The organism is Aeromonas sp. 102P (genome assembly GCF_051920345.1).
GTDB classification, from domain to species: Bacteria; Pseudomonadota; Gammaproteobacteria; order Enterobacterales; family Aeromonadaceae; genus Aeromonas; species Aeromonas veronii.
On record NZ_JBQBCZ010000001.1, the window covers coordinates 2,746,821 to 2,767,868 of the forward strand.

General features: G+C 61.3%; 18 protein-coding genes and 1 tRNA gene. 1 reads left to right on the plus strand and 18 read right to left on the minus strand.

The window, feature by feature from the left end; all coding sequences use genetic code 11:
• Positions 1 to 29: 29 nt before the first annotated feature.
• Positions 30 to 878 carry a hydrogenase nickel incorporation protein HypB gene (gene hypB / locus ACTG1K_RS12895; protein ID WP_440006825.1) on the minus strand — a complete coding sequence of 283 codons (849 nt, stop codon included), beginning with the start codon at positions 876 to 878 and terminating at the stop codon, positions 30 to 32.
• A 15-nt stretch (positions 879 to 893) separates the two neighbouring features.
• On the opposite strand from hypB, the gene ACTG1K_RS12900 reads away from it, so the two are divergent.
• Entirely contained in the window at positions 894 to 1,139 is a 246-nt protein-coding gene (locus ACTG1K_RS12900) for a hypothetical protein (protein WP_440006849.1), read from the plus strand.
• On the opposite strand, the gene hypA is transcribed toward ACTG1K_RS12900, so the two are convergent.
• The 17 genes from hypA to kup form a co-directional block, all read right to left on the minus strand.
• Positions 1,117 to 1,458 (minus strand): hydrogenase maturation nickel metallochaperone HypA, encoded by a 342-nt coding sequence (gene hypA / locus ACTG1K_RS12905; RefSeq protein ID WP_010633719.1) that lies wholly within the window; start codon positions 1,456 to 1,458, stop codon positions 1,117 to 1,119. The two genes, ACTG1K_RS12900 and hypA, sit on opposite strands and share 23 nt — an antisense overlap.
• Positions 1,459 to 1,527: 69 nt before the next feature.
• Positions 1,528 to 2,532, minus strand: coding sequence for a hydrogenase expression/formation protein HypE (hypE, locus tag ACTG1K_RS12910; RefSeq protein ID WP_429052116.1), 1,005 nt, complete (start codon positions 2,530 to 2,532; stop codon positions 1,528 to 1,530).
• Positions 2,529 to 3,641, minus strand: a complete 1,113-nt coding sequence (gene hypD / locus ACTG1K_RS12915) for a hydrogenase formation protein HypD (protein ID WP_101531161.1) — start codon at positions 3,639 to 3,641, stop codon at positions 2,529 to 2,531. The genes hypE and hypD overlap by 4 nt, the downstream gene beginning before the upstream one ends.
• Positions 3,635 to 3,886: a HypC/HybG/HupF family hydrogenase formation chaperone gene (locus ACTG1K_RS12920; RefSeq protein WP_040065728.1), complete on the minus strand. Its 252-nt coding sequence runs from the start codon at positions 3,884 to 3,886 to the stop codon at positions 3,635 to 3,637. The genes hypD and ACTG1K_RS12920 overlap by 7 nt, the downstream gene beginning before the upstream one ends.
• A 5-nt stretch (positions 3,887 to 3,891) precedes the next feature.
• On the minus strand, positions 3,892 to 6,330 hold the full coding sequence (hypF, locus tag ACTG1K_RS12925) for a carbamoyltransferase HypF (protein ID WP_440005629.1): 2,439 nt from the start codon (positions 6,328 to 6,330) through the stop codon (positions 3,892 to 3,894).
• Positions 6,327 to 8,240, minus strand: coding sequence for a selenocysteine-specific translation elongation factor (gene selB, locus ACTG1K_RS12930; RefSeq protein ID WP_440005631.1), 1,914 nt, complete (start codon positions 8,238 to 8,240; stop codon positions 6,327 to 6,329). Before selB ends, hypF begins: the two co-directional genes overlap by 4 nt.
• A 4-nt stretch (positions 8,241 to 8,244) precedes the next feature.
• Complete coding sequence (gene selA, locus ACTG1K_RS12935) at positions 8,245 to 9,723, minus strand: L-seryl-tRNA(Sec) selenium transferase (protein ID WP_440005633.1); 1,479 nt, start codon at positions 9,721 to 9,723, stop codon at positions 8,245 to 8,247.
• Between the two features lie 315 nt (positions 9,724 to 10,038).
• Positions 10,039 to 10,130 (minus strand) — tRNA-Sec (locus ACTG1K_RS12940).
• Positions 10,131 to 10,343: 213 nt separating this feature from the next.
• Positions 10,344 to 10,835 (minus strand): hydrogenase maturation peptidase HycI, encoded by a 492-nt coding sequence (gene hycI / locus ACTG1K_RS12945; RefSeq protein ID WP_440005635.1) that lies wholly within the window; start codon positions 10,833 to 10,835, stop codon positions 10,344 to 10,346.
• A complete protein-coding gene (locus ACTG1K_RS12950; RefSeq protein WP_040065718.1) occupies positions 10,835 to 11,248 on the minus strand; it encodes a formate hydrogenlyase maturation HycH family protein in 414 nt (137 codons plus the stop codon). Before ACTG1K_RS12950 ends, hycI begins: the two co-directional genes overlap by 1 nt.
• Positions 11,241 to 12,056 (minus strand): NADH-quinone oxidoreductase subunit B family protein, encoded by an 816-nt coding sequence (locus tag ACTG1K_RS12955; protein WP_440005637.1) that lies wholly within the window; start codon positions 12,054 to 12,056, stop codon positions 11,241 to 11,243. The genes ACTG1K_RS12950 and ACTG1K_RS12955 overlap by 8 nt, the downstream gene beginning before the upstream one ends.
• The gene (locus ACTG1K_RS12960) at positions 12,056 to 12,613 is read right to left on the minus strand and encodes a formate hydrogenlyase complex iron-sulfur subunit (protein WP_005345227.1); all 558 of its coding nucleotides are present in this window, start codon (positions 12,611 to 12,613) and stop codon (positions 12,056 to 12,058) included. The genes ACTG1K_RS12955 and ACTG1K_RS12960 overlap by 1 nt, the downstream gene beginning before the upstream one ends.
• Positions 12,614 to 12,622: 9 nt before the next feature.
• Entirely contained in the window at positions 12,623 to 14,341 is a 1,719-nt protein-coding gene (locus tag ACTG1K_RS12965) for a hydrogenase large subunit (RefSeq protein WP_040065714.1), read from the minus strand.
• An 80-nt stretch (positions 14,342 to 14,421) separates the two neighbouring features.
• On the minus strand, positions 14,422 to 15,375 hold the full coding sequence (locus ACTG1K_RS12970) for a respiratory chain complex I subunit 1 family protein (RefSeq protein ID WP_104014703.1): 954 nt from the start codon (positions 15,373 to 15,375) through the stop codon (positions 14,422 to 14,424).
• A 1-nt stretch (position 15,376) separates the two neighbouring features.
• Entirely contained in the window at positions 15,377 to 17,257 is a 1,881-nt protein-coding gene (hyfB, locus tag ACTG1K_RS12975; RefSeq protein ID WP_440005639.1) for a hydrogenase 4 subunit B, read from the minus strand.
• On the minus strand, positions 17,257 to 17,922 hold the full coding sequence (locus ACTG1K_RS12980; RefSeq protein ID WP_201942052.1) for a 4Fe-4S dicluster domain-containing protein: 666 nt from the start codon (positions 17,920 to 17,922) through the stop codon (positions 17,257 to 17,259). The genes hyfB and ACTG1K_RS12980 overlap by 1 nt, the downstream gene beginning before the upstream one ends.
• Positions 17,923 to 18,528: 606 nt before the next feature.
• The gene (gene kup, locus ACTG1K_RS12985) at positions 18,529 to 20,397 is read right to left on the minus strand and encodes a low affinity potassium transporter Kup (protein ID WP_440005642.1); all 1,869 of its coding nucleotides are present in this window, start codon (positions 20,395 to 20,397) and stop codon (positions 18,529 to 18,531) included.
• Positions 20,398 to 21,048: the final 651 nt, after the last annotated feature.

A 21,048-nucleotide genomic window follows, 5' to 3' on the forward strand; every position in this document is an offset into this window, starting at 1 on the left:
CGTTATCAGCGGTTTTGATCTATCCGCACTCAGGCAGTCGCCAGCCAGTTCAGCCAGGCATCCATCCCTTCACCCGTGGTGGCGCTGACCTGGATCACCTGAATATAGGGGTTGACCCGTTTGGCGTTCTCGATGCAGCGGGCCACGTCAAAGCTGACGTAGGGCAGCAGATCGATCTTGTTGATCACCATCAGCTGGGCGGCGGCAAACATGTCCGGGTATTTCAGCGGCTTCTCTTCCCCCTCGGTGACGGAGAGGATCGCCACCTTGTACTTCTCGCCGAGATCGAAGCTGGCGGGGCAGACCAGATTGCCCACGTTCTCGATAAAGAGGATGCCCCCTTCATTGGCGGGCAGCTGGTGGCAGGCGTCGTGGACCATTTTGGCATCCAGATGGCAGCCCTTGCCGGTGTTGATCTGCACGGCAGGGACGCCGGTGGCACGGATGCGATCCGCATCGGCGCTGGTCTGCTGATCCCCCTCGATCACCACGCAGGGGCGTTTGTCGGCCAGTTGGCGCAAGGTTTCGCACAGCAAAGTGGTCTTGCCTGAACCCGGGCTAGAGACCAGGTTGAGCACCAGCTGGGCCGCTTCGTCGAAGTGTTCGCGGTTGTGGGCCGCCAGCGCGTTGTTCTTGGCCAGCACATCCATCTCGATGGCGATCAGCTGGCGCTGCCCCATGCCCGGAACCGACAATCCCGCTTCCCCTTTGCCATAGTGCAGATCACCCTGCTGATGGTCATGGTCATGGTCATGGTCATGGTCATGGTCATGGTCATGGTCATGCGTGTGGGAATGGCCGTGGTCATGAGAGTGGGTATGATCATGATGATGGTCGTGGGGGTGATCATGCCCCTCTAGGTTTATGGGAGCCCGCACCCCATGGTAGTGGTGATGGACATCCCCCTGATGGTGATAGTGGTGGTGAATGATCAGGGTGCGCGGCGCGCTCTGCTCGTGATCATGATGGTGATGGGCGTCATGAGCATGATGATGGTCGTGTTCATGACCATGTTCATGACCATGTTCATGGTGATGTTCATGTTCGTGATGATGCTCATGATCGTGCTCATGGCCGGCGATCCGCGCCTGGCCGCATCCGCATACGCTACACATATCAACTTACCTCGATGTCGGTGATGCGCAGGCTATCACCCTGCGCGACTCGTAATTTGTATCCGCCACACCCGGGGCAGGCCTGCCCGCGCTCGGTGAGGGTGACCGTCTGGTTGCAGTCGTAGCACCAGGCCTCTGCCGCCTGGTGCTGAAAATGCAGCTGGGCTCCTTCGACGGCGGTGCCCTTGGCGGCCGCCTCGAAACAGAAGGCAATGGTGTCCGGGTCGACGCAGGAGAAGCTGCCGACCTCGAGCCAGAGGGCGGTCACCTTGGTAAAGCCCCGCTGGGTGGCCTGTTCGGCTGCCAGATCGATGGCGGCCATGGCCAGAGACATTTCGTGCATGGTGGTTCCTTAACCGATATGGGGAGGAGCAGTGACTCCTCCCTGTAATTGACGGAACGGCATGGCCGATCAACAGATCCGCGGCAGCAGTTCCCCTTGCGGCAGCTCCAGATAACGGCGGCTGCCCCAGGGATTGTTGAGGATCACCTTGTGGCGATCGCTCGCCTGCACCACGCCGATCTGGCTTGCAGCGGGGTTGAATTGCCGCAAGATGCCCAGCGCGTCCTGTGCCTGTTCGGCAGGCAGGGCCAGCACCATGGTTCCTTCATTGGCGAGATCATGGGGCTCGAAACCGTAGAGCTCGCAGAGGCCGCGCACCGGATCGCACACCGGAATGGCGGACTCCTCCAGCTCGATGGCAACGCCGGAGGCGGTGCTCCACTCGTTGAGCACGGCGGCGAGGCCACCACGGGTGGCATCGCGCAGGGCGTGAGGGGTAATACCCGCTTTTAGCAGCGCTTCTACCTGTGGCCAGAGGGTGGTGCAGTCGCTCTTGAGATCCGACCCCAGCTGCAGGGCGTCACGGGCCATCAGGATGCAGGCGCCGTGGCTGCCGATATCCCGCGACACCAGAATGGCATCACCGGCTTTGAGGTTGCGCACCGAGATGCCCCGGCTCTGCTCAGGCAGCGGGAAGGTGCCGACCCCGCTGGTGTTGATAAAGATCTTGTCGGCCGCCCCCTTGGGCACCACCTTGGTGTCGCCGCAGACGATACGGGCGCCGCTCTTGGCAAGCTCGGCCGCCATCGACTCGACGATGCGGGCAAGATCGGCGTAGGGGAAGCCCTCCTCGATGATAAAGCTGCAACTCAGATACTCGGGTTTGGCCCCCATCATGGCGAGATCGTTGACAGTGCCGGCGATGGCCAGCTTGCCGATATCGCCCCCCTCGAAGAAGAGCGGCGAGACGGTAAAGCTGTCGGTGGTGAAGGCGACGGGGCCCTCTACCGGCAGCAGGGCGGCATCTTCACCGCGCAGCAGGATCTCGTTGCCAAAGTGGCGAAAGAAGAGCTGGTTGATCAGCTGGTTCATTTCTACACCGCCGCCGCCGTGGCTTAACTGGATTTCTCTCATTGGATCCCCATATATCGGTAGTAGGCATTGCAGGCCCCTTCGGAGCTGACCATGCAGCTGCCCATGGGCTGGGTCGGGGTGCAGCCCCGGCCAAATACTTTGCACTGGTTGGGTTTGGCCAGCCCGCGCAGGATATCGGCGCACTGGCACGCCTTGTGGTCATCGATGGGAGTCTGATCAAGCACGAAGTGACGCTCCGCATCGCGCTTGGCAAAGGCATCGCGCAGGCGCAGGGCGGAGGCGTTGATATCCCCCAGACCTCGCCAGCGAAAGTGATCGCGGGTCTCGAAAAAGCGCTCGACCAGCCGCTGGGCGGCTATATTGCCGCTGGCAGTCACGGCGCGGGTGTACTGCACCTCCAGCGCGTAGCGGCCTTCCACCTTCTGGCGCACCATCATCAGCAGCGCTTCCATCACATCCACCGGCTCGAAGCCGCTCACCACCACTGGCACCTGATAGCGATCGACGATAGGCAGGTAGATATCGGCGCCGGTGATGACGCTGACGTGGGAGGGGCCGATAAAGGCGTTCACCTTGGCGACCCCGTCGGCCATCACCGCGTGAATGGCGGGGGGCACCAGCACATGGTTGATATGAAACAGCAGATTCTCAATCCCCTCAGCTTCAGCGGCAGCCAGCAAGGCGGCGGTCATCGGGGTAGAGGTCTCGAAACCGATGGCGAAGAAGACCACGGTCTTCTCCGGATTCTCTTTGGCGATACGCAGGGCGTCTAGGGGGTCATAGACCGGGCGGATATCGCTCCCCTTGGCCCGCTGCTGGGCCAGCGTGCCCTTGGAGCCCGGCACCCGGATCATGTCCCCCAGGGTGACCAGAATGACGTTGGGCTGGCTCGCCAGCTCGATGGCCTGATCGATGCGCTCTTTGGGCATGATGCAGACCGGGCAGCCGGGGCCGTGGACAAACTCGATGCTGGCCGGTAGCAGCTGGTGCAGGCCGTACTTCATGATGGTGTGGGTATGGCCGCCGCACACCTCCATCACCCGCAGCGGTTCGGGGAGTAATTTGGCCAGTTCGGTGATCTGGGCGGCGAGGGCACGGATCACCTCGGGCTGACGAAAGCCCTGAAAGAGATCATTCAAGGTCAGCATGGCAAGATATCCTGTTTAGGCATCAGGGCCACCATCTGGCGGAAGCTCTCGAGGCTGGCCTGCGCCTCCTCTTCGTCAATCTTGCTCATCACAAAGCCGATATGGAGCAGCACATAGTCGCCCACCTGGAGGGGCTCCTCGAGCAGCATGCAGCTGACGCGCCGCTGCACCCCCAGGGTGTCGACGGTGACGCAGTTATCTTCGGGGTGCAGCTGCACCACCTGAGAGGGAATGGATAGACACATGGATTTCAGGACTCCGACAAGGTGGCACAACCGGTTGTGACAGGCTGGTGCGTGGCAATATGGTGGATGGCAAACCAGAGCTGACCGGCGGCGATGCCACCGTCATTGAGCGGCAGGGTTTCGCTGGTCAATACCTGCCGACCGGCCGCTTCGAGTGCGGGCACCAGCTGATCCATCAGCACCCGGTTTTGAAAGACGCCGCCCCCGAGCGCCACCGGATAGCCGGGGAAACGCTCGGCCAGGGCAACCACCAGATTGCTGATGGCGCGGATAAAACCGGCGGCCAGGCTGGCGGTGGCGGTGCCTTTGCACCGCTCGCTGACAAGGGTATTGATGATCTCGGCCCACTCGATCTGCAGCGGCCCTTCCGCTGATTGGCTGAGCTCAAAGGCGAGGGAGAAGGGCGCTTCATCGGGGGTCAGCTGCAAGGCGGCCGCCTCCAGCAAGAGCCCGGCTTCGCCCTCGTAATCCGGGGTGTCGATCACTCCCAAGAGTGCCGCCACCGCATCGAACAGCCGACCGATGGAGCTGGTGTAGGGGGCGTTTCGACCCAGCTGCCAGAGCTGGTGCAGATTGCCGATCCGCTTAAGGGGCAGTTGCTTGATCAACGGAATATCGAGGGCACTGATCTGCTCAGGGCTGTGCGATTCAAACAGCAGCCCCAGCAGCTGGCGCACCGGCTCGCGGATGGCCGCCTCGCCGCCGATCAGCTTGAAGGGTTTGAGGTGGGCAACGCGAGTAAAGCTCTGAACGTCTGCGATCAGCAGCTCGCCGCCCCAGAGGGTGCCGTCATCGCCAAGGCCGGTGCCATCGAAGGCAACACCCAGCACTGGGCCTGTGATGTCGTGCTCGGCCATCACTGCCAGCAGGTGGGCGTGATGGTGTTGCACCTCGAGGTGGGTGGCACCCTGATCGCGGCAATAGCCCTTGGCCCACTGGTGGCTGAGGTAGCCAGGGTGGCGATCCGAGACCAGCACTTCGGGGTTGAGATCGTAGAGATCGCGAAAGGTCGCCAGGGTCTGCTCGAAGTGCTCCTGCATCGGCAGGCTGTGCAGATCGCCGATATAGGGGCTATAGATGCGCTGGCGGCTGAAGGCGAGCGCCAGCTGGTTCTTTTGTTGCGCCCCGACAGCCAAGAGCGGCGCCTTGACCGCCTCTTGCAGGCTGGGGGTGCAGGGGGCATAGCCCCGGGCGAGGCGCAACGTCTGGCGTCGCCCACCTGCCCACTGCACCAGACTGTCGTCGCACGGGTGCAGGATGGGGCGGTTGTGATCCAGGATGCCGTCAATCTCGCGGCCGAGTTCCCTGACCACCGCCTCGCACTCGATAAGGATTGGGCTGCCGCGACCATTGGCGCTGGTGGCCACCAGCGGCATGGCGCAGGCGTCCAGCAGCAGCTGGTGGAGCGGGGTATAGGGGAGCATGACCCCAAGGTAGGGGATGCCGGGAGCGATCCCCTCGGCCAGTGGCGCGGTTGTCAGTAGGGATTCTGAGAACCGATCATCGTTTTTGCGCTTGCGCAGTAAGGTGATGGGTCTGGCCTGAGAGGCGAGCAGTTGCCACTCGTCTTCGCTGCCGGTGACATGCAATTTGGCCTCGGCAAGGGAGCCTATCATCACCGCCAGCGGCTTGCGCGCGCGCCGCTTGAGCATTCGTAATCTGGCAACACTCTGTTCATTGCGAGCATCACATATCAGGTGATAACCCCCCATCCCCTTGACCGCAATCAGCGCCCCCGCTTGCAGGGCGCGGGCCGCCGCTTGCAGTGCATCCTCGCGCTCGGCCAGCGCATCGCCGTTGCCGCTGCGCCAGCTGAGATGGGGCCCGCACTCGGGGCAGCTCACCGGCTGGGCGTGGTAGCGCCGATCCAGCGGGTTTTCATAGGCCGCAGCGCAGTGCGGGCACATGGCAAAGCCTGCCATGGCGGTATGGGGTCTGTCGTAGGGGAGGCGGCGGATGATGGTGTAGCGCGGGCCGCAGTGGGTGCAGTTGGTAAAGGGGTAGCGATGGTGGCGATCCGCAGGGTTGGCCACATCGTTGGCGCACGCCTCGCACATCCCCTGATCCGGCGAGATGGCGACCGTGGCCGCGCTCTGCTGCTGGCTGGCTTTAATTCGAAACTGGCCATGAAATTGGCCATCGAAGTCGGGATCATGAGCGAGGGGCAGCTCCCGCTCGCTGAAATGATCGATGCGGCTGAGCGGCGGCGCCAGTTCCCGCAGTTCGCGGGCAAAGGCGGCCAGCTGCTCGGGCGATCCTTCGGCGCCGATAGTGACGCCGTTGGCATCGTTCAGCACATAGCCGGCAAGGCCGTGGCGCAGCGCCAGCCCATAGACGAAGGGGCGAAAGCCGACCCCCTGCACGATGCCGTCGATATGAAATTCGCGGCGCAGCCGGTTGGCCACAGGATTGGAAGAGCCAGAGGGGGCGATGGTGGCGCTCATGCCGGCTCCATCTCATCTTGAGTCTGCGGCAAACGCAGCACCCGGCGCTCGTTCTCCTCACGCCGCACCCAGCCATCCATCTCCATGCGCAGGCAGAACGGAATGGCGTATTTACGCGACAAGCCGGTGATCTCCTTGAGGGATGCCATGTCGATCAGATCTCCCACCTGCTGGCCCGCCAGCACGGCGGCGACCATCTGGTTGTAAAGCTCGGCGTCGTAGTAGATGGGGCCATCGAGCTGCACCAGATACTTGAGTCGTGCCAGATTGCGCAGCTGCTTTTGCAACGCGCCTTTTTGCAGCAAGCCCTGCTGCAGGGCCGCGGGCAGCTTGCGGGTGATAAAGGGATCCAGCTCCACGCCGCCGGGGCCCAGTTTACCGGGCTCGTAACCCTCCTTGCCTTGATCTCGCACCACCTTGAGCACCAGTTGCGCCTCTTCCCCCAGATCGTCTTCCGACTCGCCGCTGCCCGGTTGCCACTTGTCATGGTGCAGGCGAACAAGCTGCTCGCTTTTGAGCTGCTGGAGCAGGGCCTGAATGACCGGCAGGGCGATGCCAAAGCGGGTTGCCAGCTCGGCGGCGCTAAGCGGTTCGCTGGCCAGGGTAGCGAGCAGCTGGTCGCGGCTCTGGGCCAGCCAGTGGTTGTCCAGCAGCCACTCACCGAGTGGGGTGACCTGCTCTGGCCGCTGGTCAAAGCGGCTGGCCAGCACATAGCCATTGAGCCCCAGCTGCAAGGCTGCGGGGTTGTAGCGCTCCAAGTCATCAGGCAGCTCACCCAGCAGGGCGTGCAGAGCCTTGCGTCTGGCGGGATGGATGTCGCCGCACCAGACGATGCGGGCGCCGTGCAGCAGTTCGCTGCTGCCGTGGCGAATGATGGCGAGCGGCTGGCCGAAGAAGCAGGGGATGGGGCTGGTAAAGATCAGCCGCGCCAGCCGGGTATCCTTGATGGGCAGCCCTTTTATAGGTTCCTCTTTTATCGGCACACAACGGGCGCGGCCATGCCAGCTGCCGAGGGCTACTTCCACTTCCTGCGTGCGTAGAGCCTTTCCGCTCAGGCTCTCGGCGTTGAGTCGCACGATAAGGTGGGTGGCCACCTCGCACTGGCCAGCGGCGCTGGTGAGGCAGTGACCGCGTGCCACCTCCTTGTGGGGCACTTTTTTCAGGCCCACTGCCACCCGACAGACGGCGCCGATCTCCTCGACGCTCTGGTGATAGGCCTGCACGGAGCGCACCTGCACTTCCCGGTCGGCGGGGTAGAGGCGCAGCTTGTCCCCCACCTTGAGGCGGCCCTGTTGCAGGGTGCCGGTGAGCACGGTGCCGGTACCATTGGCGGTAAAGACTCTGTCTACATACAGTCGCGGGGCGCCCTGCTCGCGGGCAGCGTGTGAGGCTGGCAGTTCGGCAAGCTGGCGCACGATGGCGGTGTGCAGGGCAGCCATATTGGCGCCGGTTTTGGCGCTGACGCTGACGATGTCGGGCACCATGCCGCTCTCGTCCATCACCCGCTCCAGCAGGCTCTCTTCCAACAGCAAAAGCTCGTCGGGGGAGACCAGATCGCACTTGTTGATGCAGACCAAGAGGCGCGGCACCCCCATCGCCTTGAGCAGGCGCAGGTGATCGCCGGTCATCGGCATCCACCCCTCGTCGGCGGCAATCACCAGCAGCACCAGATCCAGACTCCAGAGCCCCGCTACCATGTTGCGGATATAACGCTCGTGGCCGGGCACGTCGATGACGCCTATGGTGTTGCCCTGACCGTCGTCGAAGTGGGCAAAGCCGAGATCCTGGGTCATGCCGATGGCCTGCTCGTGGGCACGAGCGGTAGTGATGCCGGTGAGGGCCTTGATCAGCAGGGTCTTGCCGTGATCCACGTGGCCGGCAAGACCGATAACGGCGCGATAGGGGGTCATGGGATCAGGGCTCCTCGGTCGCATTTGTTGCATTGAACGGGGCGGGCAGCAGCAACTCCCTGAGTTGGGCGATCAGCAGCTCCATCTCGGTCGGCAGCAGGGTGGCCATATTGAGCAGCACCTTCTGCTGGCGCACGGTGGCGATGACCGGGACGGGGAGTTCGCGCAGAGCATCGAGCAGCTGCTGGGCCGGGCGCGGGTCGGTGCATTCGAGCGCGGGCGCCGGGTAAAACTCGTCCGGCAAGGTGCCACCGCCCACCACCAGCTGGGCGGGGACCGGCACAAAACAACCGGGCAGGGCGGCCATCAGCTGGTCGGCTCTCGCCTCCATGGCGGCCGGATTGCTCAGGGTGCGCTGGGCAATACCCTCACCGACGGGAGATTTGTTGAGCTTGTGGATGAGCAGACGTTCGAGCAGGGAGTAGACGATGCGGCTCGGGCGGAAGGTACGCATCATGGGGTGTTTTTCCAGCCGCTTGATAAGATCGCTGCGGCCGCTGATGATGCCCGATTGCGGGCCCCCCAAGAGCTTGTCGCCGGAATAGCAGACCAGATCTGCCCCCGCCTTGATGTACTGGCGCACCGAGGTTTCATCCGGTGCAAACTCTTCGGTGGTCAAGCCCGACCCCTGATCCACCGCCAGCACCACGTGCTCGGGCAGGGCGCGGGCCACCTCGCCGATATCGGGGGATTCGGTAAAGCCGCGAATGGCGAAATTGGATCTGTGCACCATCAGTACCAGCGCGGTCTGATCGGTGATGGCATCAAGGTAATCTTTGGCGGTAGTGATATTGGTGGTGCCCACCTCCACCAGTTTGGCGCCGGAGAGCGCCAGAATGTCGGGGATGCGAAAGCCACCGCCAATCTGGATCTGCTCGCCGCGCGAGACGATCACCTCGCGCCCCTTGGCCACCTCCTGCAGCAGCAAAAAGAGCGAGGCGGCGTTGTTGTTGACCACCAGCGAATCCTCGGCCTGGGTGAGGCAACGGAGCAGGGGGGCGATCAGCCCCTTGCGCCCGCCGCGCTTGCCGGTGGCGAGATCCAGCTCCAGATTGTTGTAGCCGGTGTTGAGGTCACGCACCTCGTCCCACAGATCGGCACTTAACGGCGAACGCCCCAAATTGGTATGCACCAGGGTGCCGGTTGCGTTGATCACCCGGGTTTGACGCTGGCGCAACTGCTGTTGGCAGCGTTTGGCAATCAGCGCCTCGATCTGCTCGGGTGCGACCCCATGCTGGCGAAAATCATCGCTCTGGCGCAGTTCGCTGAGGGTATCGCGCACCGCCTGAGTCACCAGCGGGCGGCTCAGCGTCTCGATAAACCCGGCGAGAAAGGGTTGCTGCAGCAGCTGTTCCACTTGCGGCAGACGGCGCGTTTGTTGCTGGCCGGGCTGTTGCTGAGAATCTGGCTGTGAATCGTCGGCAGCCGTACCTGATGCGGGCTGGCGGTGGGGGATGGCTGACGCGTGAGACGAGTTCGGCATGGGATTACCAGTGCAGTGCGTGGGTTCGGGAGGCGCACCGGTTTGCCGATAGAGAGGCCGAGCTGACGGGTTATGGCACTGCTGACGATTTGCGGATGAGTGCAAACTGGGTGCATCAATGAGCGGGTATAAATTAATGCTTCATCGATGCTGATAAATTAATTGTTGGCCAGCGAGATAACCTGAGTTCGGATTATATTGGCAAGCGGCAAGCACCTTTTTCTAAGGTATTACTTCAAACATATTGAACAAGCGACGAAAATAGCATTCAGGCAGATAAACTCAGCAAGAGAGTATTTGTTCAATAGATAAATTTGGCGGAAGAGGCAGGAATCGAACCTGCCAAAGCCTTCTCGGCTCACATCGGTTTTGAAGACCGAGGAGGCCACCAGACCCCATCAACTTCCGTAACGGTCGCCATTTTGTGGCAAATTTCTGTGACTGGCAACGCTTTTTTTGTCATAAAAAAGCGAGGGTTAGCGATTTTTTGAAAAAATAAAAGAACCTTGTTTTATATCAAGTTCAGCACAATTAGCCCGATGTTTTTAATTTAACATCGGGCCTCGATCACATTGCCGAAATCGTTGATCAATAACGGTCGTTAACAACTCGATAAATAATCACCGCTCGGCGTTGGCAATATTCCAGTTGTCCAGTTTCTCTATTAACAAGTCGGTATCCTTGGCGACATCAAGGTGCTGATAAAGATAATCCATCGCCTCGCTCACCATCTCGGTCATCGGGAAGGAGAAGGCGACGATGGCCGGTTGTACCCCGACAAAGATCACCTCTGGGACAAAGGTCTTGAGCTCGTCGATCAGGAAATTGAGCGGCATATTGTGGGTCGAGAAGATAAACATCTCGGCGATGGTCTCGGGGGGGATCACCTGCAGGGTTCCCGCCTTCTCGCCGATCTCGGCGGCATCCACCAGCACCACCCGCTCCGGTTGCAGCTCCCGCACCTTGTAGACCACATTTTCCGGCGCGATGCCGCCGTCGATATGGATCCAGCCGGGCAGGGGGGCGGCTTGCAGCTTGTCGGCGAGATAGGGACCGGCACCGTCGTCCCCCATCATGGCATTGCCCACGGTCAACACGAGATTGCAGCCCATCAGCGGCTCCTTACCATCAGGTACATATGGGGGTCGTTAAAGAGGGCGGTGAGCTGATCCATAAAGGTGTTGGTCCAGCCCAGCTCCTGCTCATCGAGTAGATTGTCGGCTTTGCGCAGTCGGTCGAAGGCGCAGGCCAGCATATGGCAGTGCTCGCGATAGATGGTGATCTCGCCAAAGGTGAGAAATCCCTCCATCTTGCGGCGCGCTTCACTCCCCTCTGGCAGCTTGGCCACCCAGTCGCGATAACCGATCAGCGAGCAGACCAGGTCTGCTCGCAGGCAATCGACGATGCCGAGGTGGTGGCCGATGGCGAGGCTGTAGTACATCACCTCCTTTGCCTCTTCCGGCACGTCAAACTGCTCGTCGACGAACTTGCGCGAGAGGCGATAGAAGAAAACCTCGTCAGCCATGCACCGCCTCCCCCTTGCCGGCCGCCCGGTTGAGGCAGGCGTTTGCGAGGTTGTTGACGATCTCCGAGAGGCGCGGATCATCGTGCTGATCGAGGTAGCTCTGGATACGCAGATCCACATCCTGCTGGGTCGCCCCTTCAAGCAGGGCCATGAACTCGTCGGCGATGATCCGCCCCTGCCGGTAACCGGCCATGCGGCGCGCCTCGCGTTCGATCATCACCCGGATTTCATTGGGGATGCCGGTGTGGCGCAGTTCGACCCGCTCACCCGGTTGCACATCATGGCTGGTGGCTTTGAGTTTCTGTTCCAGCAGACCGAGCGCCACGGCAAAGCCGTAGATGGTAGCCGCCGGTGTCGGAGGGCAGCCGGGGATATAGACATCCACCGGTACGATCTTGTCGGTGCCGCCCCAGACGCAGTAGAGGTCGTGGAAGATGCCGCCGTCACAGCCGCAGGCGCCGTAGGCGATGCAGATCTTGGGATCGGGCGCCGCCTCGTAGGCACGCAGGGCCGGCACCCGCATCGCCCGGGTCACCGCGCCGGTAAAGAGCAGGATGTCGGCGTGGCGGGGGGAGGCGACCACCTTGATGCCGAAACGCTCGGCATCGAACAGCGGGGTGATGGTGGCGAAGATCTCGATTTCGCAGGCATTGCAGCCGCCGCAATCGACCCGGTAGACATAGGCCGAGCGGCGAATGTCCTTGAGCAGGGTCTTCTTGAGTTTGGTGATCTCGGGATCCTGTGCCAGCGGCACGGCGCGGGTATGGGCATGGCCGACAATCGGTTCTATGCCTTTGATCTTGCTCATCACATCCACTCCTTTTGTGCGGCCATCGGTGTGGCTATCGGTGTGATCAGGGCCGAGTCAGGCTGGCTCAGCATGCTCTGTTTTCGTTTGCAGTCGGGGCAGTGGTGCAGCCGCTCCGGGGTGGCCAGCGGCGTGCCCGCCTGCTTGAGAGTGTCCTCCACCAGCGCCACCAGCTTGCTCGGGGCAAAGTAGGTGCCGCACAGGGTGCAGGGGGCCAGCGCGAAGCGGGCCTCCTCATAGAGATCGGCCTTGTTGGTCACCGCCAGCTCGAACTCGGGGGAGAGCGCGATGGCGCGGGTCGGGCAAACCTCCTCGCAGCGGCCGCAGAAGATGCAGCGCGCCATGGAGATCTCCCAGCGCCGTTCGCCGGTCTCCATGTCCACTTCCATCACCAGCGCATTGGCCGGGCAGGCCTTGGTGCAGGCGGCGCAGGCGATGCACTGATCCGCCTGATATTTCGGTTTGCCGCGAAAATCCCGGTTCACCTCATAAGGGGCGAAGGGGTACTTGGCGGTCGGGGTGCCAGCCTTGAGGATGGTCTTGAACAGCTTGATCATGATGACCCCTTATTTCAGCGGAGAGTTTTTGCGATCGATGCCGTAGCGCTCGATCTCCTTGTAGGAGACCACGGTGGATTTGCCCTTCTTGGGGTCGACCAGGGTGACCCGGTCGGTACAGGAGTAGCAGGGATCCAGACTGCCGATGATGAGCGGCGCGTCCGCCACGGTATTGCCGCGCAGCATGTAGCGCAGAGCAGGCCAGTTGGCGTAGGTGGCGGCGCGGCAGCGCCAGCGGAACAGCTTCTGGTTGTCCCCGGTCATGCTCCAGTGGACGTTCTCGCCGCGGGGCGCCTCGGTAAAGCCCAGCGCAAACTTGCCCGGCTGGTAGGTGAAGCCTTCGGTGAGCAGTGGCCCTTCCGGCAGGTGCTCAAGGCCGAACTCAATCATGTCGAGGGAGTCGTAGAGCTCGTGGATCCGCACCAGTACCCGGGATTGCACGTCGCAACCCGCCTTGGTCTGGATCTCCATCGGCAGCTCGCGATAGCCGGCAAAGTCGTGGACCCGACGCACGTCGCGCTTGAAGCCGCTCGCCCGCACCATGGGACCGACGCAGCTGAAATCGCGGGCAATTTGCGGCTCGAGCTTGCCGATACCGATGAGGCGGGAGGAGATGTTGGCGGTATCAAGCAGCATGGCCACCAGGGGTTTGAGCTCATCACGGAGCTCGCGCACCAGCTGGGCACCCTTGATGCGATCTTCCTTGAAGATGTCGCGGCGCACCCCGCCAATCAGGTTGAGACCGTAGGTCTTGCGGGCGCCGGTCAGCAGCTCGGCCAGGGTCATGGATTTCTCCCGCACCCGGAAGAACTGCATAAAGCCGGTGTCGAAACCGGTGAAGTGGCTCGACAGGCCGATGTTGAGGATATGGCTGTGCAGGCGCTCCACCTCCAGCAGCACGGCGCGGATCATCTTGGCCCGCTCCGGCACCGGAATGCCCATGGCGTTCTCCACCGAGGTGGTGTAGGCGACGCTGTGGGTAAAGCCGCAGATGCCGCAGACCCGGTCGGTCAGAAACGCCACTTCGTTATAGCCCATGCGGGTTTCCGCCAGCTTCTCCATGCCGCGATGGACATAGAAGAGGCGGTAGTCGGCATCGATGATGTCTTCACCATCGACGAACAGACGAAAGTGCCCCGGTTCATCCGAGGTGATGTGCAGCGGGCCGACCGGCACGATGCGGTTGGCATCACTGCCGAGTTCGTTGACGAAGGGGTAGGTCTCGGTGTCGGTGGTGGGCATCGGGCGCTGGCGATAATCCATGGCGTCCTTGCGCAGGGGGTGGATATCCTCCGGCCAGTCGTCAGGCAGCACCAGACGACGTTCATCCGGCAGACCGATGGCGCGCAGGCCGTACATGTCGCGGATCTCCCGCTCGCCCCACACCGCCGCCGGAATGGTCGGGGTGATGGAGGGGTACTCCTGGGTATCGGCATCTACCAGTACCTTGACGGTGATCCAGCACTTGGTATCGCCCTCCATGGAGAAGACGTGGTAGACGGCGAAGTGGCCGTTGAGGCTGCGCTCGTCATTGGCAAAGGAGAGGGGAAGCCAGCCCCCCAGCTGGTGGAAGATCAGGCTGGCGGTCTCGACCAGACTGGTGGGCTTGACGGTAATGGTGGCCTGATCGGCGGTTTGCCACTCCTCGTCGACGATGGCGTGGGGCAGTTGTGCTCGCACCTGCTGGATGTAGTCGCAGCCGATGCGATCCGAAATGGCGATGGTCATGCAGTTCTCACTTTAATGTTCGGGAATGAGCATTCACAAATGATGAAATCGGAAAAAGTCGCTGTGTTGGTGGGCATGATTCAGACCCCGACCAGATAGGCGAGTAGCGCCAGCAGGGCCAGCCCCAACCCGTAGCGGGTGAGCTTGTGGGTGCGCACGAACTGGGTACGGGCCATTGCGTTTTCGATGATGCCAGCCAGCAAAAAGGCCACCAGCAGCTTGCAGGCGAGGATCAGCGCCGCGCCGATGAGCGCAGGCAGACTCCAGTTGGCCGCCTTGCCGAAGGGCAGGAAAATCACCAGAAAGAGCTGCACCACCACTAGTTGCTTGAGGCCGATGGAGAGCTTGAGCAGGGCCAGCCCCGCACCGGAGTACTCGGTGAGCGGCCCCTCCTGCAGCTCCTGCTCGGCTTCGGCGCAGTCAAAGGGCAGCTTGCCCATCTCGACAAACACCGCGAAGGCGCAGGCGGCACCCGCCAAGAGGGTAGCGATGGGGGCGGCCAGTGGCTGGGTCGCTACATAGCTGCTGATATTGCCCAGATCCGAGCTGCCCACCATCATCGCCATGATGAAGCAGGCGAGCACCAGAATGGGCTCCACCAGAATGCCGAGGGTCAGTTCGCGGCGGGCACCAATACCTGCAAACATGCTGCCGCTGTCGAGCCCCGAGAGGGAGAAGAAGAAGCGGAAGATGGCGAACAGATAGATATCGGTGATGAGATCCCCGGCGATGGGGAAGGGAGACTCGTGAGTCAGGGTCGGCAGCGCCATCCCCACCAGCAAGAGGGCGGCGATGAGCAGCGCAGGCATCAGGTTGAAGATGATGCCGGCAGGCTCGGGGGTCACCTCCTGACGGCGCAGGAGCTTGGCGATATCCCGGTAATCCTGCAGCAGACCCGGCCCTTGGCGGGAGTGCATCTTGGCCCGCAGCACCCGGTTGAAACCGGTGGCGAGCGGCGCCAGCGCCAGCATGGCGATGGCCTGGGTCAGGGCAAGGGCAACCATGCCCCAGCTCGGCATTTCAAGAACAGGCATATCAGACTCCTACAGCCATCAGGATAAAGAGCGCCAGCACAACACCGTGCAGCAGCCAGCCGGTTGTCCCGCTGGTATCGCTCACCCCGTGCAGGGCGCTGGCCAGATCGAGCTGCGGCTGTTTGCGATAGAGTGGCGCGCAGAGTTGGCGCAAGGTGTGGGTGACACCGCCGGAGGTGAGGCTCATGCGCTCCTCGTAGGCGTAACCACAGGCCCACGGGGTGCCAGCGTGACGACGACCCAGCTTGGGCCCTTTGAAGATGGCCAGTACCAGCAGCGGAATGAGGAACAGCCCCAGCAGGGTGATGGCGATAACGGGCGGGGAGAGGATCGCCTGGCTGCTATCGAGTGGCAGCAGGGTGGCGCCGGTGGCCACGTTCATTTGGCCGCTTACCAAGGCTTGGCCATAGCTGGCGATATGGGGGGCAATCCAGGGGGCGCCCAGACCCAGCACCAGACAGACCGCAGCCAGCAGCAGGGTGCCAGCCACCATGGCGCCCGGCACTTCGCGGGCGTGGCTCGCTTTCTCGCTGCGCGGTGCGCCGCAGAAGCAGATGCCGTACACCTTGACGAAACACATCACCGCCATGGCGCCGGTCACCGCCAGCATCACTACCGCGAGCGGCGCGACGACAGAGGTGCCGAGTTTGGTCATGGAGAGCAGGGATTGATAGATAAACCACTCGCTGACAAAGCCGTTGAGCGGCGGCAGCGCCGAGATGGCCATGGCACCGATGAGGAACGCCAGCGCGGTCCAGGGCATCAGCTTGGCCAGGCCCCCCATCTTGTCCATGTCACGGGTGTGCAGGCGGAACATCACCGAGCCGGTGCCCATAAAGAGCAGGCTCTTGAAGATGGCGTGGTTGAGCAGGTGATAAAGCGCGCCGAGCAGCCCCAGCACCACCAGCGCCGGTTGCTGGTTGGCGATGCCGATCATGCCGATCCCCATCCCCATCAGGATGATGCCGATGTTCTCCACCGTGTGGTAGGCGAGCAGCCGTTTGAGATCGTGCTCGGCCAGCGCAAACAGCACCCCGAGCACCGCCGAGCAGGCACCGAAGATCAGCACCATATAGCCCCACCAGAGCTGGCTGGCGCCGAGAAAATCGATGCTGACCCGCAAGATGCCAAACAGCCCCAGCTTCACCATCACGCCGGACATCAGCGCCGAGATATGGGACGGCGCAACGGGCTCGGCCACCGGCAGCCAGCCGTGCAGCGGCACGAAACCGGCGCGCAGGCCAAAGCCGCAGAAGCTGAGCAGGAACACCAGCGAGGCCAATCCGCCCGCCAGATGGTGCTCGCGCAGCGCAGCGAACTCCAGCGAGCCGCTTTCGCGGCAGAGCAGCCAGAAGGCGATCAGCACCAGCGCCATGCCGATATGGTTCATCACCAAGTAGAGACGGCTCTGTTTGGCGGCCTCGGGGTTGGTCTTGACCAGCCAGTAGGTGGTGAGGGTCACCAGCTCGTAGCAGAGCAAGAAACCGAGCGCGTTGTCGGCCAGTACAATGCCCACCATGGCAAAGAGGAAGAGGTTCATCAGCGCACCGATGGCCACATCGCCCTTGCCCTGATATTCGCGGATATAGGCAAAGGAGTAGAGGGCGACGGCGACGCCGACGGTGCTAATAACCAGCAGCATCAGCGCGGCCAGCATGTCGAGGTGCACCGAGCCCAGCAGCCAGAGCTGGCCGTCGACGGGGGTGCCTTGGGCAAAGATCTGGATGGCGGCGACCAGACCCGCGAGCGAGCCCAACAGGGCAAAGCCACTGTTGAGACGGTTGGCCAGTGCGGGCAGTTTTTGCAGGAGCTGCAGGAGCAAACCGGCGGCAGCGCCCAACAAAAAGAGCAGGAGCGTGGCCATGACAAGGGGGGACAACATCAGCGAACTCCCTCTGTGGTAGATAAATCGGATGCAGGGAGCGCCGTGGCAGGCGCCGAGAAGGCAGAGGCCCCTTGCGGGTTGGTGTCGGCCGCTTGCTGACGACGGATACGGGCGGCGCGTTCGGTGTCGCTGTCATTGACCAGCTTCAGTGCCTGGGAGGGGCAGGCACCGACACAGGCCGGGCCATCGGTGCGAAACTCGCACAGGTCACACTTGACCGCGATGCTGCGCACGCCCGGCTCCCAGCTCAGAAGATCCTCGCCAAAGCAGCGCAGGCCGGCGGAGGTGGAGGGGTTGCTGGAGCGGATGGAGCAGGGGATATAGGTGTCGTAACTGGTGGCCACGGCCACCGGACGGCTGCCGCCGCTCTGGATGGCGCCAAAGGGGCAGGCCACGGCGCAGAGATTGCAGCCGATGCAGAGGGATTCGTTGAGTTGCACGCAATCGCCGGTCTGGCGAATTGCCTCGACCGGGCACACCTTGATGCAGGGGGCATCGTCACAGTGACGGCACTGAACCGGCATGGTCGCCTGCTCGTGTCGCATAACGGTTAAACGGGGGGCTTGCTGCAAACCTTGCGCCTTGTGTACTTCACTGCAGGCCGCCATACAGGTGCCACAGCCGATACAAAGCTTGGGGTCAGCGATAACGAAGCGGTTCATAGCCTACCTTGTCGTGTCGCGAACGGAGAAAGTAGGGGCAGGTTGGCAAGATACGGGCCAGAATGGTTTTTACTGCGAAATTGCTTTTAAGTGACTGTTTTTAAATAAATAAAAATATTCATTTGGTTGGTAGAAAGAGCTGGTGTGGCTGTCGAACTGTGACGTTCGTCACTTGTGACGAAGCCGCCAAGAGGGTTCGTCACCTTGGAAAACGCAGCATAAGCAGGGTGCCATGAACGCAGTGAATTGCACCGCTATCAAATATGTTCGCGGTGCACGGCGCTGCGCTTGTTGCACCCTACGGCGGTGGTCTGTTCGGATAGAGGCCGCCTGTTTTGAAACCGTAGGTTCGATTAGCGAAGCGTAATCGGACGCACGATAACGCAAATATATCGGCAGCATGCCGGGAACAGGGGCAATGAACGACGTGAATAGCACCGTTTGCAGCATATGGTCGCCGTGGTTTGCTCCCTTCTCCCCTTGCGGGAGAAGGGCTGGGGATGAGGGGGTCGGTCATTGGGGTTAACGGAAAAGAAGAGGGAGGCCAATGCCTCCCTCTCTATTTGCTGACGTTTTCTATGCCTTTAAGAGGCCATCAACCCGCCATCAGATATCCACCTGGGATCCAAGTTCGATAACCCGGTTGGGCGGGATCTCGAACTGATCCGGCGCGCGCAGGGCGTTGCGTTGCAGCAGCATAAAGAGCTTGCCGCGCAGATAGAGATACCAGGGGCGGTCTTTCATGATGAGCGACTCGTGGGCCATAAAGAACGAGGTCTCCATCATCCGGCAGCTCAGCCCCTCGGCGTTGCAGCGGTGGAAGATCTCCTCCACGTTCGGGGTCTCGCGCCAGCCATAGCTCGCCACCACCCGCCAGAAGGTGGGGGAGAGCTGCTCGATGCAGACCCGGCGCACATTGTGGACGTAGGGCACATCCTCCACCCGCAGGGTGAGCAGGATGATCCGCTCGTGCAGCACCTTGTTGTGCTTGAGGTTGTGCAGCAGCGCATGGGGGATCACATTGACCACCCGCGACATATAGACCGCAGTACCGGCCACCCGGGTCGGCGGGGATTTTTCCAGCGAGGCGATCATCGGCTCAAGGGAGTTGCCGTGCTCGTTCAGGCGACGAATAAGCTGGAAACGCTCGCTCTTCCAGCTGGTCATCACGGTGAACATCACCGCGCCCAGAGTGAGCGGCAGCCAGCCGCCGGAGAAGATCTTGGCGAGGTTGGCGGCAAAGAGCGGCACGTCGATACAGAGCAGCGCGGCAAACAGGATGGCCACCAGATACTTGTTCCAGTGCCAGCTGTTCTTGGCCACCGAGCAGGAGAGGATGGAGGTGAGCACCATGGTGCCGGTCACCGCGATGCCGTAGGCCGCCGCCAGATTGCTGGAGTGCTCGAAGCTCATGATGACGATCACCACCGAGATATAGAGCATCCAGTTGATGACCGGAATATAGATCTGGCCGGACTCCTGCTCGGAGGTATGAACGATGCGGATGGGGGAGAGATAACCGAGGCGCACTACCTGCCGGGTCAGCGAAAAGACCCCGGAGATCACCGCCTGCGAGGCGATCACCGTCGCCATGGTTGCCAGCAGCAGCAGCGGTACCAGCGCCCATTTCGGCGCGAGCAGGAAGAAGGGGTTGGCAATAGCCGCCGGGTTGCTCAGCAGCAGCGCCCCCTGACCGAAGTAGTTGAGCACCAGCGAGGGCAGCACCACGATAAACCAGGCGAGGCGAATGGGATTCTTGCCAAAGTGGCCCATATCCGCGTAGAGCGCCTCCACCCCTGTGATCGCCAGCACCACGGCGCCGAGGGCAAAGAAGGAGGTGGTCTGGTACTGGATAAAGAAACGCACCGCCCAGATGGGGTTGAGCGCACCCAGCACCTCGGGGTTGTGGATGATGCCGCGCAGCCCCAGCACCGCCAGCGTCATAAACCAGATCAGCATGATGGGGGCAAACAGCTTGCCCACCATGGCGGTGCCATGTTTCTGGATGGCAAACAGCAGGGTCAGCACCAGCACCGAGAGGGTGACGATATAGGGGTCGAGGGCGGGGGTGAGAATGCTCAGACCCTCGATGGCCGACATCACCGACATCGCCGGGGTGATCACCACCTCGCCATAGAAGAAGCTGCCACCAATCAGGCCGAGGATGATCAGTAGCGGTGTCCAGCGGGTGGAGGCGTTGCGGGTCGCCAGCGACATCAGGGTGAGAATGCCACCCTCGCCAGCGTTGTCGGCCCGCATCACAAAGGAGAGGTACTTGACCGACACCACCAGGATCAGCAGCCAGAAGATCAGCGAGAGAAAGCCGAGAATGGAGGCAGGCTCGACGCCGAACCCGAATTGACCTGACAGGCACTCTCGCAAGGTATAGAGCGGGCTGGTGCCGATATCGCCATAGACTACGCCAATCGCCGCCAGCATGACGCCGGACATGGCTTGTTGTTTATCACAGTTCATGAGTTCATCTTGTCAGTTTGATGTTTACACGTTTGCCACAGCAGATCGCCCCGAACACATCAGGTATGTGTGGATACAACATCGGGGGAAATCAAAGGATTGCGATGGGAAGGGAGCTAATCGGATATAAAGATGCGTTTCATGGGACACAGTCTGTTCATCTGTCGTTAAGCTTATAATGACACACACTCTGCGGGTTCATGCTCAGGTATAAATAATCAAAACGTCCTTTTGAGTAAGGTTATTAATTGGCCGTTGATTGAAATATTCCCCCGCTCTGCGGGCAACCGTTTGTTTTATCTGGGGAAGTGGTTTGGCCACTATTTTTTACCGAACTGAGTGAAAAACAGACGATAAAATAGTGACTAATTAATTGCTGGCAGGATGGCAAGGGGGAGGGGGCTGAGTAGCAATGGAGTCTTTATTTGGGAGGGGAAAATGTAGGGTGCAATGAACGAAGTGAATTGCACCAAGTATTAAAATAGGCAAGAGGTGCAATGCGCTGCGCTTATTGCACCCTACGTTACTATTTGAGCTTCCTAAAAATGTATTGCAATATTAATTACTCCCCCAGTTTTTTACTATTCTTTCTCGAAAGATAGCAGTCTTTATATCCTTCTGTAGATACTCAATAACACCTATTAACTCTTT

What these genes read in the sequence shown, in the direction of transcription:
- hypD (WP_101531161.1), bottom strand. Translation starts at nt 3,641, where the DNA reads ATGCTGACCTTGAATGATCTCTTTCAGGGCTTTCGTCAGCCCGAGGTG.
- hycI (WP_440005635.1), bottom strand. Translation starts at nt 10,835, where the DNA reads ATGGGCTGCAATCTCGTGTTGACCGTGGGCAATGCCATGATGGGGGAC.
- ACTG1K_RS12970 (WP_104014703.1), bottom strand. Translation starts at nt 15,375, where the DNA reads ATGCCTGTTCTTGAAATGCCGAGCTGGGGCATGGTTGCCCTTGCCCTG.
- ACTG1K_RS12960 (WP_005345227.1), bottom strand. Translation starts at nt 12,613, where the DNA reads ATGATCAAGCTGTTCAAGACCATCCTCAAGGCTGGCACCCCGACCGCC.
- selB (WP_440005631.1), bottom strand. Translation starts at nt 8,240, where the DNA reads ATGACCCCCTATCGCGCCGTTATCGGTCTTGCCGGCCACGTGGATCAC.
- hyfB (WP_440005639.1), bottom strand. Translation starts at nt 17,257, where the DNA reads ATGTTGTCCCCCCTTGTCATGGCCACGCTCCTGCTCTTTTTGTTGGGC.
- ACTG1K_RS12920 (WP_040065728.1), bottom strand. Translation starts at nt 3,886, where the DNA reads ATGTGTCTATCCATTCCCTCTCAGGTGGTGCAGCTGCACCCCGAAGAT.
- ACTG1K_RS12965 (WP_040065714.1), bottom strand. Translation starts at nt 14,341, where the DNA reads ATGACCATCGCCATTTCGGATCGCATCGGCTGCGACTACATCCAGCAG.
- kup (WP_440005642.1), bottom strand. Translation starts at nt 20,397, where the DNA reads ATGAACTGTGATAAACAACAAGCCATGTCCGGCGTCATGCTGGCGGCG.
- hypA (WP_010633719.1), bottom strand. Translation starts at nt 1,458, where the DNA reads ATGCACGAAATGTCTCTGGCCATGGCCGCCATCGATCTGGCAGCCGAA.
- selA (WP_440005633.1), bottom strand. Translation starts at nt 9,723, where the DNA reads ATGCCGAACTCGTCTCACGCGTCAGCCATCCCCCACCGCCAGCCCGCA.
- ACTG1K_RS12900 (WP_440006849.1), top strand. Translation starts at nt 894, where the DNA reads ATGGACATCCCCCTGATGGTGATAGTGGTGGTGAATGATCAGGGTGCG.
- ACTG1K_RS12955 (WP_440005637.1), bottom strand. Translation starts at nt 12,056, where the DNA reads ATGAGCAAGATCAAAGGCATAGAACCGATTGTCGGCCATGCCCATACC.
- ACTG1K_RS12980 (WP_201942052.1), bottom strand. Translation starts at nt 17,922, where the DNA reads ATGAACCGCTTCGTTATCGCTGACCCCAAGCTTTGTATCGGCTGTGGC.
- hypF (WP_440005629.1), bottom strand. Translation starts at nt 6,330, where the DNA reads ATGAGCGCCACCATCGCCCCCTCTGGCTCTTCCAATCCTGTGGCCAAC.
- ACTG1K_RS12950 (WP_040065718.1), bottom strand. Translation starts at nt 11,248, where the DNA reads ATGGCTGACGAGGTTTTCTTCTATCGCCTCTCGCGCAAGTTCGTCGAC.
- hypE (WP_429052116.1), bottom strand. Translation starts at nt 2,532, where the DNA reads ATGAGAGAAATCCAGTTAAGCCACGGCGGCGGCGGTGTAGAAATGAAC.